The following is a 15,430-nucleotide window of genomic DNA, read 5'->3' as shown; positions in this document are numbered from 1 at the left end:
TTTTCGCTTATTTTAACCTAAAAACACTACTAAACCCTTAATTTACAATGCTTTTAATTCCGAACTGAGGTTATAATTATGTCTTTATTTTGAGCTATAATTATTTTGTTTTGTTCTATAGCGTTTTTTAGCTCATCAAAAGATACTCTTTGGGCTGATTCAACCCATAAGTCTCCTTCACCAATTTTATATGCATCATTAATAAGTTTTTGCAGATCATTAATCTGGTCAGTAGATAATTTATTAATCTCGGCAAAACTAATTTTAAGTTTATCCATAATCTTATGCTCTAGTTAAGTGATGATATTCGGTTAGTTTTACTAATCTCTTTTTTTTATTTCTAAATTAAGTTTTTCTAGTTCGTCTATAGCGTTACCAAATGCTTTAATCATATTACGACCTTTAAATATTTTATTAGCTAATTTTTATTATTACATAATACAAAGGTGTAAATATATCTATTTGGGCCTATAAGTAGTTATTTTATGATTGAAAATATATAGATAAATTAGAGTTGACTGATAGTTTAAAGTATGAAGTTTTAAAATGGTGTAATCTAGAGTCGCTATAAAATATTAGTCAATTTTTAATACCGCTTGTTAAAAAATGATTTATAAGTTTATTCATAATAGATGTTATATTTGACATCTAAGTTTTAGGTAGTTTATCTAAGCTTTATATTTTTTTGTGAATAAGTATTAAGTGTTTGTGCTTAGAAAAATAAAAGGGTGTAATTATGAAAAAGATATTAAAATCATTATTTTTAGGTAGTATAACATTTAGCTCTATGTATGCTGCAGGCAATACATTAAATGTTGATGATTTAAACTGTTTAAGAGTAGAGAAAAAGTTTAGTCAAAAATATAAGAATATTTGCTTACCGTCAACGAAACCAGAGAATTGTTCAGCACAAAGTTATCAAAAACTACAATCTAGTATTAAAGCATGTGACTTTAAAGTTATAGGATCGTTAAGAGACGCTCTTTAAAATTTTATTGATCTCTTAAATCAAAATAATGAACTAGCAATGGAGTTATTATGAAAAAAATATTAATTTTTCTATCAGTAATGATGACTACTTTAGTATATTCAGCTGAGCTATCCTCAAATAATGAGTCAGAGCCTAAAGTGCCTCATGTGTTTCATGGGGTTTAATGCATTAGATACTTTAGTCAGTTTAAATATATAAGCCTTGTATATTAATCCCTAGAATGTAAAATTTAAAAATATTAAATATTTATAAATATTTTTCATGCAAGAATCCTTAAAACTTAGTGAGTTTTTAGAACTTATTAAAAGTACGATAGAAATGAGCTTTAGTTATGAAGGTTTCTGGATTGTCGCAGAGCTTTCAGAATGGAGAAAATCAGGTCGACATTATTATGGTGAGCTAATAGAGCATGATGGTGTTAGTAAGTATCCTATAGCTAAGATTAGATGTAATTGTTGGGCAAATAAGGTTGACTATATTCTAAGAAAATTTAACTCTTCAACTAATGAGCAGCTAAAATCAGATATGAAAGTTTTGCTAAAAGTATCTGTTAATTATCATATTAGTTTTGGGCTTAGTTTAAATATAATCGATATTGATCCAGCTTTCACATTAGGAGACAGACAAGCTCGCAAGTTAGAAATTTTGCAAGACTTAGCTAAAAAAGGTATCTTAGAAAAAAATAAAAATCTTGATTTGCCTAAAGAATTTACAAATATTGCAGTAATTACAAGTCTAACAGCTGCAGGTAAGGGAGATTTTTTTGAGGAAGCCGATAAGCTACAATCTTTAGGGTTATGTAGTTTTGAAATTTTTGAAGCAAAAATGCAAGGTAAAGAATGTGCAGTGAGTGTCACAAATGCTTTTAGTAGAATTATGCAAAAAGCTAATAAATATGATGCTATTGTACTTATTCGTGGCGGAGGCTCTCAAGCTGATTTAGACTGGTTTAATAATATTCTACCGGCTGAGAGTATTTGTAATAGTGCTTTACCTGTGATGGTGGGTATAGGGCATGAGCGTGATAGTACAGTTTTAGATGATATATGTACAAAGCATTTTGATACGCCTTCAAAGGTAATAAATTTTATAACAAATACTATAATTGAGAATGCTAAAACGGCCAAATATGATTATGATTCAATAATTAAAATAGTTAAAAGCTTGGCTAAACAAAATCAAAATCAATTAGAAAGAGTATATAGTGATTTTAAAGTCAAGTTGGAGCACTATTTATATCAAATTGGCCAGAGTTTAGAGTATAACTATAAAAGTGTTTTATCAGTATCAAAAGGGTTGGTAAAGCTATATGGTCAAACTGTTGAATCGCAATATAGTAATATAGCTCATAACACGCAAAACTTAGTAAAATACTACAACCATTCTGTTGATGAATATTATAAGCAGTCAATTAGTATCTCAAGAGGCATCACGAAGTATTATAGTCAAACAAGTGAATATTTATATAAACAGATTCTTTCTGTATCTATTGAGCCGACATTAAAAAGAGGCTTTAGTGTGACAGTATCCCAAGATGGTAAATATATTACTAGTCATAAGCAAGCGCAAAAATGTTCAGTTTTAGATATTGTCTATGTAGATGGAAAAATTCAAGTAGAGGTAAAAAATAATGGCAACACAAAGTAAAAAATTTGCAAAAAACTATGAGATTTTAGAGCAAATAAATGAAAAGCTTCAGGACAATCAGGACAATCCTGCGTTGTTAGATGAGTTAGCTCCTATGTTAGAACAAGCATCTAAAAGCTACAAGCTTTGCAAAGAACGAATTGATGCAGCACAAAAGTTTATAGATGAGTTTGATAAAAGTAATTAAAAAACCATGCCAGGCATTTGCCAGATACCTGCAGTTCTAAGAGTATCTTTTATAATTAGGATTTTCTCTTGTTTATTAGCAGGCTTGTTAATATCATAATTGGTTTTAGCAGCAATATTTGTTAGCTTAAATGGTAGATGCGTATTTTGTAATTCTTGTTGGAATATTGAGCTTGCTCTACGAATATGAGAGTCAGAGCTTATAAGAAGGATAGTTTTAATAGGTCTATTTAATTTCTTAATAATATCTATAGTATTTATAGCATTTGTAACTGTACTAGTAGATTGATCCTCTTGAATGATTTGATCCGCTGGAACTTTATGTTGGATTAGCCACTGCTTCATTTTATATGATTCTGTAACACCTTGGTGAGCAACACCACCAGACACTATGAGTATAGCATTTTGATACTTCTTATGAGCAGCTAAAGTTAACTTTAATCTATCAATCAAGATATTACTCATTGAACCATCATCATTTAGAGAGTAACCAAGAGTAACTATTGCTAATGAGTTCTGCTCAAGATTTCCTAATTGATCAAAAGAAGTATTAATTTTTAGGTTAAAATTTGATTTAGCAGTTTTTATAGCTTGTATATAGTGAGGCATTTTTTGCCAGCTAGACTTCTCTAGTACAAACATATTTTCATTAAAACTACTAGGGTTCCAGACTAAAGAATATGCTGTTAGTAGGACTTGTAATATAGGGTTATTAGATTTGATATTACCGATTGACTCAAGAGTTGCTTTTGCATTATCTAATTGATTATTAGAAATCTCTAATAATGCTAGAGATATAGCTAGTTGGGTTTGCACATAGCTATTTTTAGGAGCTTTCATAAGAGCTTTTTTAAGATCTTGTATAGCTCCAGATTGATTTCCTCGCTTAGTTGTTGCACCACTATGCTTATCACTTTTAGAAACTGATAAATTATACTGTATATCAGTTACGGCACTTTGTTGGTGATCTAAAATATCTAAATTAAATGCAGAAGGTGATGTATTTGTTGCAAATACAGAAATAGGTATTATTAAAAGAATACAAGCTATAACTTTATTAAATTTCATAGTAATTAATAATTAAATAAATATAAGATAGTATAAGTATAGCAGGTTTTTAATGGATAAATGTTTAAAAAACCATACCTGGCATTTGCCAAATTCCAGCCATTCTAAGGGTATCTTTTATAATACTTGCTCTTTCATCTTCAGATATAGGCATCATAATATTATAACCTTTTACTCCAGAGACAACATTGTGGAAATCAAAGTTTGATTTAGTATTTAAGTTTTCTTGTTCAAATATTGAATTAGTTCTTCTAATATCAGAAGCGGATGTGACTAGGATAATATCTTTAACTTTAGGTTTTAGACTTTCTAGTATTTTAAAGCTATCAATAGCGCCCCATACTGTACTACTTGATTGATCCTCTTGGATTATACTACTACTTGGCACTCCATTTTTAATAAGCCATTGTCTCATTCGATAAGATTCTGTAACACCTAGTTTAGGTCTGCCTCCAGCTACTATGATTTTAGCATTTGGATATCTTTGGTGGACTTCTAAACCTTTTTGTAACCTTTTTATCAATATATCATTCATTGTACCATCAGGATTAAGGTTATAACCGTTAATAATAATGACTGTAGGGGAGTTATTTTCAATTTGGATCTGATTTGCATTAGTGTTAATCTGCAAATAAAAACTATTTTTAATGATTTTGAATGTTTTTATAAAGTCATCAGTTTTTGACCATTTTAATTTTTTTAAACTTTGTAGAGATAAGTTGTAGTTTTTTAATTTTAGTAGGTCTAAATATGCTATTGCGTATATGTGTACAACAGGTTCATTAGGGAAATCTTGTGAAAGCTGTACAATAGTTTGATCTGCTGTTTTATAGTCATGTAGATCCAGCTCTAGAGAAAATAAAGATAATCTTATTTGAAGTGATTCTGTAGATTTTTCTGAAGTATCTTTAAGGGCTTTATTAAGATAGTTTATAGCACTATATATGTTTTGTTTATTTGCAGCACTATTACTATCATCGCCAGTTTTTGAGACATATTGGATATCTGCTATAGCCTTTTGTTTTAACTCAATTTGCTTTGAACTAGTGGTTGAAGCTATTAGTTTGCTGGCATCATTCTTATAGAATGGGATATTTGATTTGATGTAAGATATTATACTATTTTCGTCAGCAAAAAGAGGGCTTATTGCAATAAAGAATAATATGTTTGTCGCTAGTACTTTTTTTATTAATTTTGTCATATTTTCTTAAATAAATTATACAAAGAAGAAAATAATCTTTAGTTTCTTTGCAAATTAGCATTGTATTTAATAATATATCATAAATTTAGCTAAAACTTATTGGAAATGAAAAAAGAAATATCTATAAAGAATATATTATTTGCAGGGCTTGCGACAAGTGTGGAGTACTTTGACTTTGCATTATTTGCTTATGTTACGATATATATATCAGCGACTTTCTTCCCTGATAATAATGCAACTGTTGCAACAATTAAAACATTTGGTATGTTTGCAGCAGGATATCTAATGAGACCTATTGGCGGTGTTTTCTTTGGAAATCTAGGCGACAAGATTGGACGTAAGAAGATACTTATTATAACTGTGACACTGATGGCAATCTCTGCTGCTATGATTGCATTTACTCCAGGATATAGCAGTATTGGTATCACATCAGTAGTTTTGATAATCTTTGCACGTATGATTCAAGGGTTCTCAATTGGTGGTGAGTATAATGGTGTATTAGCAATACTAAGTGAACAGGCTCCTGATAATAAAAGAGGTTTGATCACGGCATTTGGGACATTCTTCTCAGGTTTTGGTGTCTTTTTCGGTACAGTTATAGTATTTGTATTTTCTGAGATACTAACAAAACAGCAGATGCATGCTTATGGTTGGAGATTATGTTTTGTTATAGGCATGGTTTTGGCAATTATAGTATTAGTAATGCAGTTTTTACAAAGCGAGTCTCCAGAGTATATTAAGGCTAAAGAGGATGGCGCATTAGATGATGCTCCGGTTGTTTCAGCAATCAAAGAATATCCTTATCAGATATTAATAGTGTTTGCGTTAGCTGGTTACTTAGGAATCGTATACTATATGGTTGCAGCATTTATTCCATCTATTTTAGAGGGAACTCTGCATTACTCTACAAAAACAGCAATGTTTGTAACAATGATTGCATCTATATGTTATTTTGCAACAGCACCATTCTGGGGAGCAGTTTCGGATAAAGTAGGGCGTAAAAAAGTACTTTTAGTATCATGTGTAGGTATTGGGGTATTGGTATATCCAAGCTTATTTGTGATAAATAGTATGGGCTCAGCATTATTATCATGTATTGTAATGTCTATTTTGATGTTACTTATATCAGCTGCTACAGCTACATTTGTGGTAACAATTAATGAGTTATTCCCGACACACTTGAGATTTAGTGGTGTAGGTACTGGTTATAATATTAGTAATGCTTTGCTAGGTGGCACAGTGCCGTTAGTTTCGAGTATATTGATAGTTTATTTTGGTAAAATGGCTCCAGGTATTTATGCTGTTATAGCTTCTATTATAATTGTTATAATCATAGCTAAAATGCCTGAAACTAGAGGCATAAAATTAGAAGAATAATCTATTAAAATATAATCTCTAAATAAACTTTTCTCTTTTTTGAAAGAGTTTTATTATCTTATGGCTTAAGTCATAAAAATATAAGACTTACTGATTAAATATTTAAAATTAAATTTTACGGTGAAGTCGTAAAAGACATATTTCTTTAAGCTATAAATTTACCTGTTAAATTTTTTTTAAGAAATTTAGATATTTTAATTTGTAATCGCTGTTATTCTGTACTAACATGTTAATACACTAGCACAGAGTATTAGCTAAAAATAAATGTCTGAAATAAAAAATAATGAAGATAATCTCAAGAATCTTTATGAAATTTTCACAAGCTTCGAATCTATAGATGAAGCAAAGCTTTTCTTAGAAGATTTGTGTACACCCGTAGATTTGATAGCAATGGCTGCTCGTTGGAGAGTTGTCAAAGAGTTAAAAAAAGATAAATCATATCGCCAGATTCATGCTGAGACAGGGGTTAGTCTTACAACTATTAGTAGAGTTGCAAGATGTCTTACTTACGGAACAAATGGTTACAACACTGTCTATAACAAAATCAAAAAAGAGAATTAAGATGAGAAAAAGATTAAGAGTTGCTATACAAAAGAAAGGTAGATTATATGACAACTCAATGGAGCTGTTTAATAAAATAGGTGTCAAAGTAGAGTTCTCAAGTAAAAGTAATTTATTATGTCATTCAATAAATGCTCCGATTGATTTTCTTTTTGTAAGAGATGATGATATTCCAACTTTGGTGAATGGTAATGTTTGTGATTTTGGGATAGTCGGTGAAAATGTTTTAGAAGAGTATTTACTAAGCATAAAAGATACCAATAAAAAAAATGATATTATTAAAACTAAAAAACTAGGCTTTGGTAAATGTAGATTATCTATAGCTGTACCAAATAATGCCAGTGAAGATTTAAATGATTTAAAAAATACTCGCATAGCAACCTCATATCCTTATTTAGTACAAGAGTTCTCAGATAAGAATGATTTAAATCTTGATCCATTATCTATTTCTGGATCAGTTGAGATCGCACCAAACTTACAAATGGCAAGTTCAATATGTGATTTGGTTTCTACTGGTAGGACATTAGAAGAGAATAATCTTAAAGAGATTCATACCATAATGAAAAGCCAAGCCATTTTAATTCGCTCAAATGAGAGTTTTGGTGATGAACTAGAAGAGTATTATCAGTTACTACTTAGACGAATTGAAGGTGTAAAGCATGCCCAAGAACGTAAGTACATTATGTTTCATATTGATAAAGATGCTGTTGATACAATCTCTCATATTTTACCAGGCCATGAAGGTCAAACTATTATGCCTTTATATGGTGATAATAAAGTCGCGATACATTTAGTTACTAAAGAAGGTGTATTTTGGGGAACTTTAGAAAAGTTAAAAGAAGCTGGTGCTAGCTCAATACTAGTTTTACCAATTGAGAAAATGTTGGAGTAAGTAAATTACGATGATTGACGTATATAATTGGCAAGAGCTTAGTATGGCTAAGCAAGTAGAGCTTTTATCTCGACCAGTATCAGCGAATAAAGCTAGCTTAGTTGCAGGTGTTAGAGGTATTTTAAGTGAAGTTCAACAAAATGGTGATAAAGCTCTTTTTGAGTTTACCTCTAAGTTTGATGGAGTTGATTTAGGTAATATTGAAGTCTCAGCAGATGAGATTAAAAAAGCTTACTCACTAGTCTCACAAGATGATATTAACTTAGTTAAAAGCTCTATAGCTCGTATATCTAATTATCATGAGGTAATGAAACCAAAAACAACTGTTTGTGATACTAATGATGGTGTGGTTTGTAAAAAAGTTTATAAACCTATCGAAAAAGTTGGTTTGTATGTGCCTGGTGGTTCAGCTCCTTTAGTTTCTACATTGATAATGTTAGCAACTCCAGCACAAATTGCAGGTTGTAAGGAGGTTTATGTAGCTACTCCTTGTGATAAAAATGGTAATGTTCATCCATTAATTTTAATAGCTGCCGATATTTGTAAGGTTTCAAAGATTTATAAACTAGGTGGAGCTCAAGCAATAGCTGCTTTAGCTTATGGTACAGAGACAGTAGCTAAAGTTAATAAAATCTATGGCCCAGGAAATTCTTGGGTTACAGAAGCAAAACAGCAGGTATCTAATGATAGTCAAGGAGCAGCTATTGATTTACCAGCAGGGCCTTCAGAAGTGTTAGTAATAGCTGATGAAGTGGCCGATCCTAGATTTGTTGCTGCAGATCTACTAGCTCAGGCTGAGCATGGAACAGACTCACAAGCACTACTAATCACAACTAGTCAGACTGTAGCTGATAAGGTTAGAGATGAAGTTTCTAAGCAGACTAGTACAGCCCAAAGAAAAGCTATCATTGAAAAATCTTTAGAAAATAGTGCAATTATTGTTGTAGATAATCTTAGACAAGCAATCAGTATAGCTAATGAATATGCTTCTGAGCATCTTATTTTAAATATTGAAAATGCAGATAATTATATTGATAGTATCGAAAATGCTGGAGCTGTATTTGTAGGTCCTTGGGCAGCAGAGGCATTAGGGGATTATATTACAGGGTCAAATCATGTGTTACCTACTTATGGTTATGCCAAAGCTTATAGTGGTTTAGCAACTATAGACTTTATGAAAGCAATAAGCATTCAAAATGTCTCAAAACAAGGGATGAAAAATATAGGTGAGATGGCGATGAGACTAGCTGACATAGAAGGTCTAAAAGCTCATGAAATGGCTGTAAAAATTCGTTTGGAGAGCTTATAAGATATGCAAGAGATAGAAAAATTAATTCGTAAAGATTTACAAAGGTTTAGTGCTTATTCATCAGCTAGATCTCTAAAAGTTCAAGGGAGCATATGGCTTAATGCGAATGAATCTCCTTATAATGATGAGAATCTATTTAATCGTTACCCTTCACAACAACCTCAGCAATTAGTTCAGCGTTTAGCAGCTATTTATAAGGTAAAAACTAATAATTTGCTAGTTACTCGAGGTAGTGATGAAGGAATTGATCTGTTATTTAGACTATATTGCGAGTATCAAAAAGATAGTGTTCTTGCAGTAGAGCCAACATTTGGGATGTATAAAATAGCTGCACAATTACAAGGTGTAGAGTATAAGACCATAAAGCTTGAACAAGAGAATGACTTTAAACTCGATATTGCTAAGCTTTTAGAAAGTATTGCTAATAATTGTAAGTTACTTTTCTTATGTACTCCGAATAACCCAACAGGTAAATCACTATCTCTAGCTGAAATTGAAAAGGTATTAGCAAGCTTGACGGGTAAGTGCATAGTTGTTGTAGATGAGGCATATATAGAATTTAGTAGTGAACAATCAGCAACTACTCTTATCGATAAATATCAGAATCTAGTTGTTCTAAGAACGCTATCAAAATCTTTTGGTATGGCAGGGCTTAGATTAGGAACAATAATTTCTAATGCTAAAATGATTGAATGGTTAAGAAAAATATTAGCACCATATCCAATTCCAAAGACTACTGAAACTACAATATTGAATTTACTTGATGATAAGAACTTAGTTAAGTTAGATACTCAAATTGAAGAAATAAAACAACAAAGACAGCTAGTATTTGAAAAGCTGGAACAGTTAGCGATAGTAAACAAAGTATACTCATCAGATGCGAACTTTTTACTAGTTAGCTTTAATAAAGAAGTGTTTGATGATTTAATCGCAAATAACATAGTTGTGCGTTCTATGGCTCACTTTTTTAATGATGAAAAGATACTAAGAATAAGTATTGGAACGACAGTTGAAAATAAAAAACTAATCGAAGTATTACAAAAATTAAGTAGTGATTATGAAGCAAAATAAATATTTATTTATTGATAGAGATGGTACTTTAATAGTTGAGCCACCTATAGATAAGCAAGTTGATAGTATCGAAAAGTTAGAGTTTTTTGCAGGTGTTTTTGAAGCTCTTAAAAAGTTACAAAAAGCAGGTTTTAAACTTGTTATGGTGTCAAATCAAGATGGCTTAGGCACAGAGTCTTTCCCACAGGAGGATTTTGATGCACCACATGACTTGATGATGAAGATATTTAAATCACAAGGTATTGCGTTTGAAGAAGTTTTAATTTGTCCACATTTTGATCATCAAAACTGTAATTGTCGTAAACCTAAAGTTGGTTTGTTGATGGATTATTTAGTCGAGCAAAAGATCTCTTTAAAAGATAGCTATGTGATTGGTGATAGAGAAACAGATGTACAGTTAGCTAATAATATAAAAGTTAATCCTATTCAATTTGGCGCTGGGAATTATCAATCTTGGGATGATATTACTACAGCAATATTAAATAAGCCTAGAGTAGCTGAAATCAAGCGCGTAACTAATGAGACTGATATTATTGTAAAAGTTAATCTAGATGCTCCAGGAACTAGAGAAATCGATACTGGTCTTGGTTTTTTTGATCATATGCTTGATCAGATTGTAAAACATGCTGGTATAAGTGCAGTAATTAAGGCAAAAGGTGACCTTCATATTGATGATCATCATTGTGTCGAAGATGTAGCCATTACACTTTCACAAGCAATTGCTCAAGCTCTAGGCGATAAATATGGTATTAATCGTTATGGTTTCTTATTACCTATGGATGAGGCTTTAGTTGAGATTGCTCTAGATTTAAGCGGTAGAAATTATTGCTCTTTTGAGGCAAATTTTGATCGAGAAATAGTTGGAGATTTATCAGTAGAGTTGGTGAAGCATTTCTTTGTATCTTTTGCTGAAGGTCTAAAGGCAACGCTACATATCAAAGTAACAGGTGAGAATACTCATCATATGATAGAAGCATGTTTTAAAGGCTTAGGGAAAGTGCTTAAACAAGCAATTACTAAAGATGGTATAGATGAGATTCCAAGCTCAAAGGGAGTATTATGATAGCGATAATAGATTGTTGTGGGAGTAATTTTGCCTCGATAAAATATGCTTTTGAGAAATTAGGTCGACAAATAGTCCTAACACATGATGCTGAAGTAATTAAAAAGGCAGCTTGCGTGATTTTGCCAGGTGTAGGACATGCTAAATCAGCCATGGATAGTTTAAGAAAAAATAATTTAGATAAGCTTATTGCACAGCTGACACAACCAGTATTAGGAATCTGTTTAGGAATGCAAATTATGTATAGTTTTTCTGAAGAAGGTGATACAGATTGTTTGAATATTTTTCCTGAAAAAGTAAAAGCTTTTAAGAAAACTCAAGGTTTTAGTATTCCTCATATGGGTTGGAATAACTTACAAAATATAGATAAAAGTCACTTTTTATTTAAAGATATTGCGGAAGATGATTATGTATATTTTGTGCATAGTTTTTATGCTGAGCTTAATCAATTTAGCATAGCTACTAATGATTATATAAATGATTTCACTGCGATGGTAAATAAAGATAATTTTTATGGTATTCAATTTCATCCTGAGAAATCTGGTAGGGTTGGTATGAGGATTTTAGAGAATTTTATACAAGGAGCTTTGTAAATGAATATATTTCCTGCGATAGATCTTATAAATGGCAAATGTGTTCGTTTAGAAAAAGGTGATTTTAATAAAACTACTACTTATGAACTTGAGCCAAAAGATGTTGCAAAGTCATATCAACAAGCAGGTGCAGAGTTTATCCATGTCGTAGATTTAGATGGTGCTAAGAAAGGCCAAACTTGTCAATTTGAAACTATCCAGCAGATTAGAGAGAACTGTAATATGACTCTACAGGTTGGTGGAGGTGTCAAAGATTTTGAGACTATTGAAAAGCTTCTAGAGATTGGGGTTGATAGGGTAGTTGTTGGTAGTTTAGCTGTCAAAGATATTGCATTAACAAAGAAGTTTTTTGAGAAATATGGTGCTGAAAAGATAGTTCTAGCTTTAGATGTATTTATCAAAGAAGGAGTACCCTATATAGCAACACATGGTTGGCAAGAATCTAGCACAACAACTTTAGATGAAATACTACAGATTTATCTTGGTGATGGTCTTGAGTATGTCCTATGTACTGATATTTCTCGAGATGGCATGCTGCAAGGTCCAAATTTTGAGCTATATAGAATCTATTCATCTATATATCCAGATATTCAATTTATGGCTTCTGGTGGAGTAGGTAGCTTAGAAGATTTAGAGGTTCTAAAAGAGCAGAATACTTATGGTGTCATCATTGGTAAAGCGTTATATGAAAATAAATTTACACTTCAAGAGGCTTTAGAATGTTAACAAAAAGAATAATTCCATGTCTTGATGTCAAAGATGGGGTAGTTGTTAAAGGTGTAAAATTTAGAAATCATAGAATCATTGGCGATATTATTGAGCTGGCGCAGAAATACTCAGATGCAGGAGCTGATGAGCTAGTATTTTATGACATTGGAGCTAGTCCTGATAATAAGCTACTTTCTATCAAGTGGATACAAGAAATAGCCAAAAAGATAAATATCCCATTTTGTGTAGCTGGAGGTATCAAGTCAGTAGAAAATGCTCGAGCTATACTAAATGAAGGTGCAGATAAAATATCTGTCAACTCAGCAGCGCTTGCTAGACCTGATTTGATAGATGAATTAGTTTATGAGTTTGGTACTCAGTGTGTAGTGGTTGGTGTAGATAGTAAATTTATCGATGGTGAATTTAAGGTATGCCAGTATACAGGTAGTGCTGATAAGACTGTACAGACATTATTAGATCCAGTTAGCTGGGCAAAAGAAGTTGAGTCTCGTGGTGCTGGTGAGATAGTTCTTAATTGTATGAATCATGATGGTGTCAAGGGTGGTTATGATCTAGAACATCTTAGAGAAGTTCAATCAAATGTTTCAATACCTGTTATTGCCTCTGGTGGAGCTGGCGAGATTCAGCATTTTATTGATGTATTTAAGCATACGGATATTGATGGAGCTTTGGCAGCTAGTGTATTTCATGATGATATTATTGCTATACCTGAGTTAAAACAAGAGCTTTTTAAAAACAATATACCGACAAGAATAGTAAAATAGGATACAAAATGGATAACAAAATTATAGAGTTTATAGCTTGGCAAAAAATGGATAATTTAGTTCCAGCTATTATTCAATCAGCAAATGATAATAGTGTCTTAATGCTAGGCTATATGAGTAAAGAGTCTTTAGAAAAGACTTTAGAAATCGGCAAAGTTACTTTCTATAGCCGTAGTAAGAAGCGTCTATGGACTAAAGGTGAAGAAAGCGGTAATTTTCTTGAGTTAAAAGATATAGCAGTTGATTGTGATAATGATTCTATACTTATAAAAGCTATACCATACGGTCCAACTTGTCATACTGGTAGTAAATCATGCTTTACAAAAAATGAAGAAAATAGCTCTTTGTATATAATAGACAAATTAGAAAAACTAATAGCTGAGAGAAAAGATTATTTACCTGAGAATAGTTATTTAACTAGTTTATTTAAAGAAGGCTTACCAAGAATCGCTCAAAAGGTTGGCGAAGAAGGTGTAGAAGTTGTAATTGCTGCAATGAAGCTGGATTCTGATAATGAGCTAATTTCTGAGACAGCAGACTTATTATTTCATCTATTAGTATTGCTTAGAGAGAAAGAAGTTTCGTTAGAGCAAGTTTGTCAAAAGTTGGTTTCTAGGAATACTGCAAAATAATAATCTCTTCGCCAAAACTAATTATTTCCATTTAGCCATAGCAGTTGAATTAGTTTATATATAGTGTAAAACTAGTCTTTAAGAATTTAGAATAAGTAACGATAGATAAGCCGAGTAGTAAGGGATTTATATAGGTTATGGATATAAACAAAATTTTAGAAGACAGTAATATTTCTAGTGTTTGTTTAAAACAAGCTAATATTAGTGAAAAAGAATTATCAGAAATTATATGCGATTATTTAAGTAGAATTGATGATTTTAAAAGTACTGCAAGTTATTTAGCAAATACTCTACAACAATGCGATAATGTTCACTCTGTTAGATGGCGTGTAAAAGATGCATCACACCTCTTAAAAAAGATAGTAAGAAAGAAAAAAGAGGGAAATAAAAAATATGCAAATATATCTGTAAAAAATTATCTAAAAATAATTACAGATTTAATAGGAATTAGAGCATTACATTTATTCAAAAATGAATGGGAATATATCTATGATTATATTAATCAGAAATATGAAACTCATGAAAAGATAGTTTATATAAGAAAGGGTGATAATGAAGTAGCTGAACCTAAAGATTGTGAGGTGAAAGAACATCCTATTGGCTATCGCTCAACTCATTATGTAATTAAAGCGAAGCCTCTCAAGGAAGAAATATTTTGTGAAATACAAGTAAGAACAATATTTGAAGAGGGCTGGAGTGAGATCGATCATAGAGTAAGATATCCTGATTTCTCAGATGATAAATCAATACTGCATTTCTTAACGGTTTTTAACAGGTTTGCTGGTAGTGCTGATGAGATGGCTAGTTTTCTTAATAACCTTGTATCGACTTTAAAAGAGGAAAGGATTAAACAAAAAGCTATAAACAATAGCAATGAGACAAAGATAAATAACTTAAATTATGAGATTGAGCATCTAAAAATGCAGCTTGAAGAAATGAGCTCTGATAAGAAAGCATCTTCAGGTAAAGAGGTTGCTAATCAAAACTTTGATAATTTATTTTCTAGGATTACAAATATTCAAAATTCTATAAAAACATTAAATAGTAATGATGTATCAAAGACAATTAATGAGCTAGGTTTACCTGTTATAAATGCTGACATTTTGGCAAGTGCACTAGAAAATACTGATGTTTTATATAATGCATCTAAGATACTTGAAGAGTTGTGTCCAGAGATAAATATGGATGAAGTTGTAAAGAGTATTGAATCTACTAATACAAATGATCAAAATGAAGATAAGAGTTAATTTTTGGCTTATTAGTATTTTAGAGCTAATTGAAAAAAATGGTGCCTATTTTAGAATTTTTTACCATTATTTAGCATAAAGAAATCCACTACTTTGAGT

Annotated in this window: 17 protein-coding genes; 14 read left to right on the top strand and 3 right to left on the bottom strand. The window is 31.3% G+C overall.

Going from position 1 to position 15,430, the window contains the following annotated elements; all coding sequences use genetic code 11:
- Positions 1–53: 53 nt before the first annotated feature.
- Positions 54–278, bottom strand: coding sequence for a hypothetical protein (locus tag AB8E56_RS08945; protein ID WP_329480247.1), 225 nt, complete (start codon positions 276–278; stop codon positions 54–56).
- 458 nt (positions 279–736) lie between these two features.
- Between AB8E56_RS08945 and AB8E56_RS08940 the strand changes: the two genes are divergently transcribed.
- The 3 genes from AB8E56_RS08940 (at position 737) to xseB (ending at position 2,825) form a co-directional block, all read left to right on the top strand.
- Positions 737–988, top strand: a complete 252-nt coding sequence (locus tag AB8E56_RS08940; protein WP_329480245.1) for a hypothetical protein — start codon at positions 737–739, stop codon at positions 986–988.
- 264 nt (positions 989–1,252) lie between these two features.
- A complete protein-coding gene (gene xseA / locus AB8E56_RS08935; RefSeq protein ID WP_329480243.1) occupies positions 1,253–2,638 on the top strand; it encodes an exodeoxyribonuclease VII large subunit in 1,386 nt (461 codons plus the stop codon).
- Entirely contained in the window at positions 2,622–2,825 is a 204-nt protein-coding gene (xseB, locus tag AB8E56_RS08930; RefSeq protein WP_329480241.1) for an exodeoxyribonuclease VII small subunit, read from the top strand. The genes xseA and xseB overlap by 17 nt, the downstream gene beginning before the upstream one ends.
- Here xseB and AB8E56_RS08925 read toward each other — a convergent pair.
- Together AB8E56_RS08925 and AB8E56_RS08920 are read right to left on the bottom strand one after the other, a co-directional pair.
- Positions 2,822–3,892 carry an ElyC/SanA/YdcF family protein gene (locus AB8E56_RS08925; RefSeq protein ID WP_329480239.1) on the bottom strand — a complete coding sequence of 357 codons (1,071 nt, stop codon included), beginning with the start codon at positions 3,890–3,892 and terminating at the stop codon, positions 2,822–2,824. The genes xseB and AB8E56_RS08925 overlap by 4 nt on opposite strands.
- 64 nt (positions 3,893–3,956) lie before the next feature.
- On the bottom strand, positions 3,957–5,093 hold the full coding sequence (locus tag AB8E56_RS08920) for a YdcF family protein (RefSeq protein WP_329480237.1): 1,137 nt from the start codon (positions 5,091–5,093) through the stop codon (positions 3,957–3,959).
- 105 nt (positions 5,094–5,198) lie between these two features.
- On the opposite strand from AB8E56_RS08920, the gene AB8E56_RS08915 reads away from it, so the two are divergent.
- From AB8E56_RS08915 to AB8E56_RS08865, 11 genes are all read left to right on the top strand, one after another.
- Positions 5,199–6,470 carry an MFS transporter gene (locus AB8E56_RS08915; protein ID WP_329480235.1) on the top strand — a complete coding sequence of 424 codons (1,272 nt, stop codon included), beginning with the start codon at positions 5,199–5,201 and terminating at the stop codon, positions 6,468–6,470.
- A gap of 264 nt (positions 6,471–6,734) precedes the next feature.
- Positions 6,735–7,031 carry a YerC/YecD family TrpR-related protein gene (locus AB8E56_RS08910; protein ID WP_329480233.1) on the top strand — a complete coding sequence of 99 codons (297 nt, stop codon included), beginning with the start codon at positions 6,735–6,737 and terminating at the stop codon, positions 7,029–7,031.
- Between the two features lies 1 nt (position 7,032).
- On the top strand, positions 7,033–7,923 hold the full coding sequence (gene hisG, locus AB8E56_RS08905; RefSeq protein ID WP_329480231.1) for an ATP phosphoribosyltransferase: 891 nt from the start codon (positions 7,033–7,035) through the stop codon (positions 7,921–7,923).
- A 10-nt stretch (positions 7,924–7,933) separates the two neighbouring features.
- Positions 7,934–9,232 carry a histidinol dehydrogenase gene (gene hisD / locus AB8E56_RS08900; protein WP_329480229.1) on the top strand — a complete coding sequence of 433 codons (1,299 nt, stop codon included), beginning with the start codon at positions 7,934–7,936 and terminating at the stop codon, positions 9,230–9,232.
- Positions 9,233–9,235: 3 nt separating this feature from the next.
- Complete coding sequence (gene hisC / locus AB8E56_RS08895) at positions 9,236–10,303, top strand: histidinol-phosphate transaminase (protein WP_329480227.1); 1,068 nt, start codon at positions 9,236–9,238, stop codon at positions 10,301–10,303.
- Positions 10,290–11,366: a bifunctional histidinol-phosphatase/imidazoleglycerol-phosphate dehydratase HisB gene (gene hisB, locus AB8E56_RS08890; RefSeq protein WP_329480225.1), complete on the top strand. Its 1,077-nt coding sequence runs from the start codon at positions 10,290–10,292 to the stop codon at positions 11,364–11,366. Before hisC ends, hisB begins: the two co-directional genes overlap by 14 nt.
- Positions 11,363–11,959: an imidazole glycerol phosphate synthase subunit HisH gene (gene hisH, locus AB8E56_RS08885; protein ID WP_329480223.1), complete on the top strand. Its 597-nt coding sequence runs from the start codon at positions 11,363–11,365 to the stop codon at positions 11,957–11,959. Before hisB ends, hisH begins: the two co-directional genes overlap by 4 nt.
- A complete protein-coding gene (gene hisA / locus AB8E56_RS08880) occupies positions 11,960–12,685 on the top strand; it encodes a 1-(5-phosphoribosyl)-5-[(5-phosphoribosylamino)methylideneamino]imidazole-4-carboxamide isomerase (protein WP_329480221.1) in 726 nt (241 codons plus the stop codon). It abuts the gene before it with no gap.
- Entirely contained in the window at positions 12,679–13,452 is a 774-nt protein-coding gene (gene hisF / locus AB8E56_RS08875; RefSeq protein WP_329480218.1) for an imidazole glycerol phosphate synthase subunit HisF, read from the top strand. Before hisA ends, hisF begins: the two co-directional genes overlap by 7 nt.
- A gap of 8 nt (positions 13,453–13,460) precedes the next feature.
- Complete coding sequence (gene hisIE, locus AB8E56_RS08870; RefSeq protein WP_329480216.1) at positions 13,461–14,084, top strand: bifunctional phosphoribosyl-AMP cyclohydrolase/phosphoribosyl-ATP diphosphatase HisIE; 624 nt, start codon at positions 13,461–13,463, stop codon at positions 14,082–14,084.
- A 137-nt stretch (positions 14,085–14,221) separates the two neighbouring features.
- Positions 14,222–15,331, top strand: a complete 1,110-nt coding sequence (locus AB8E56_RS08865; RefSeq protein WP_329480214.1) for a RelA/SpoT domain-containing protein — start codon at positions 14,222–14,224, stop codon at positions 15,329–15,331.
- Positions 15,332–15,430 lie beyond the last annotated feature (99 nt).

It is taken from the genome of Francisella sp. 19X1-34 (assembly GCF_041102755.1).
GTDB lineage: Bacteria > Pseudomonadota > Gammaproteobacteria > Francisellales > Francisellaceae > Francisella.
Note: the sequence above shows the minus strand (reverse complement) of the source record. Positions and strands in the feature narration are given on the sequence as shown.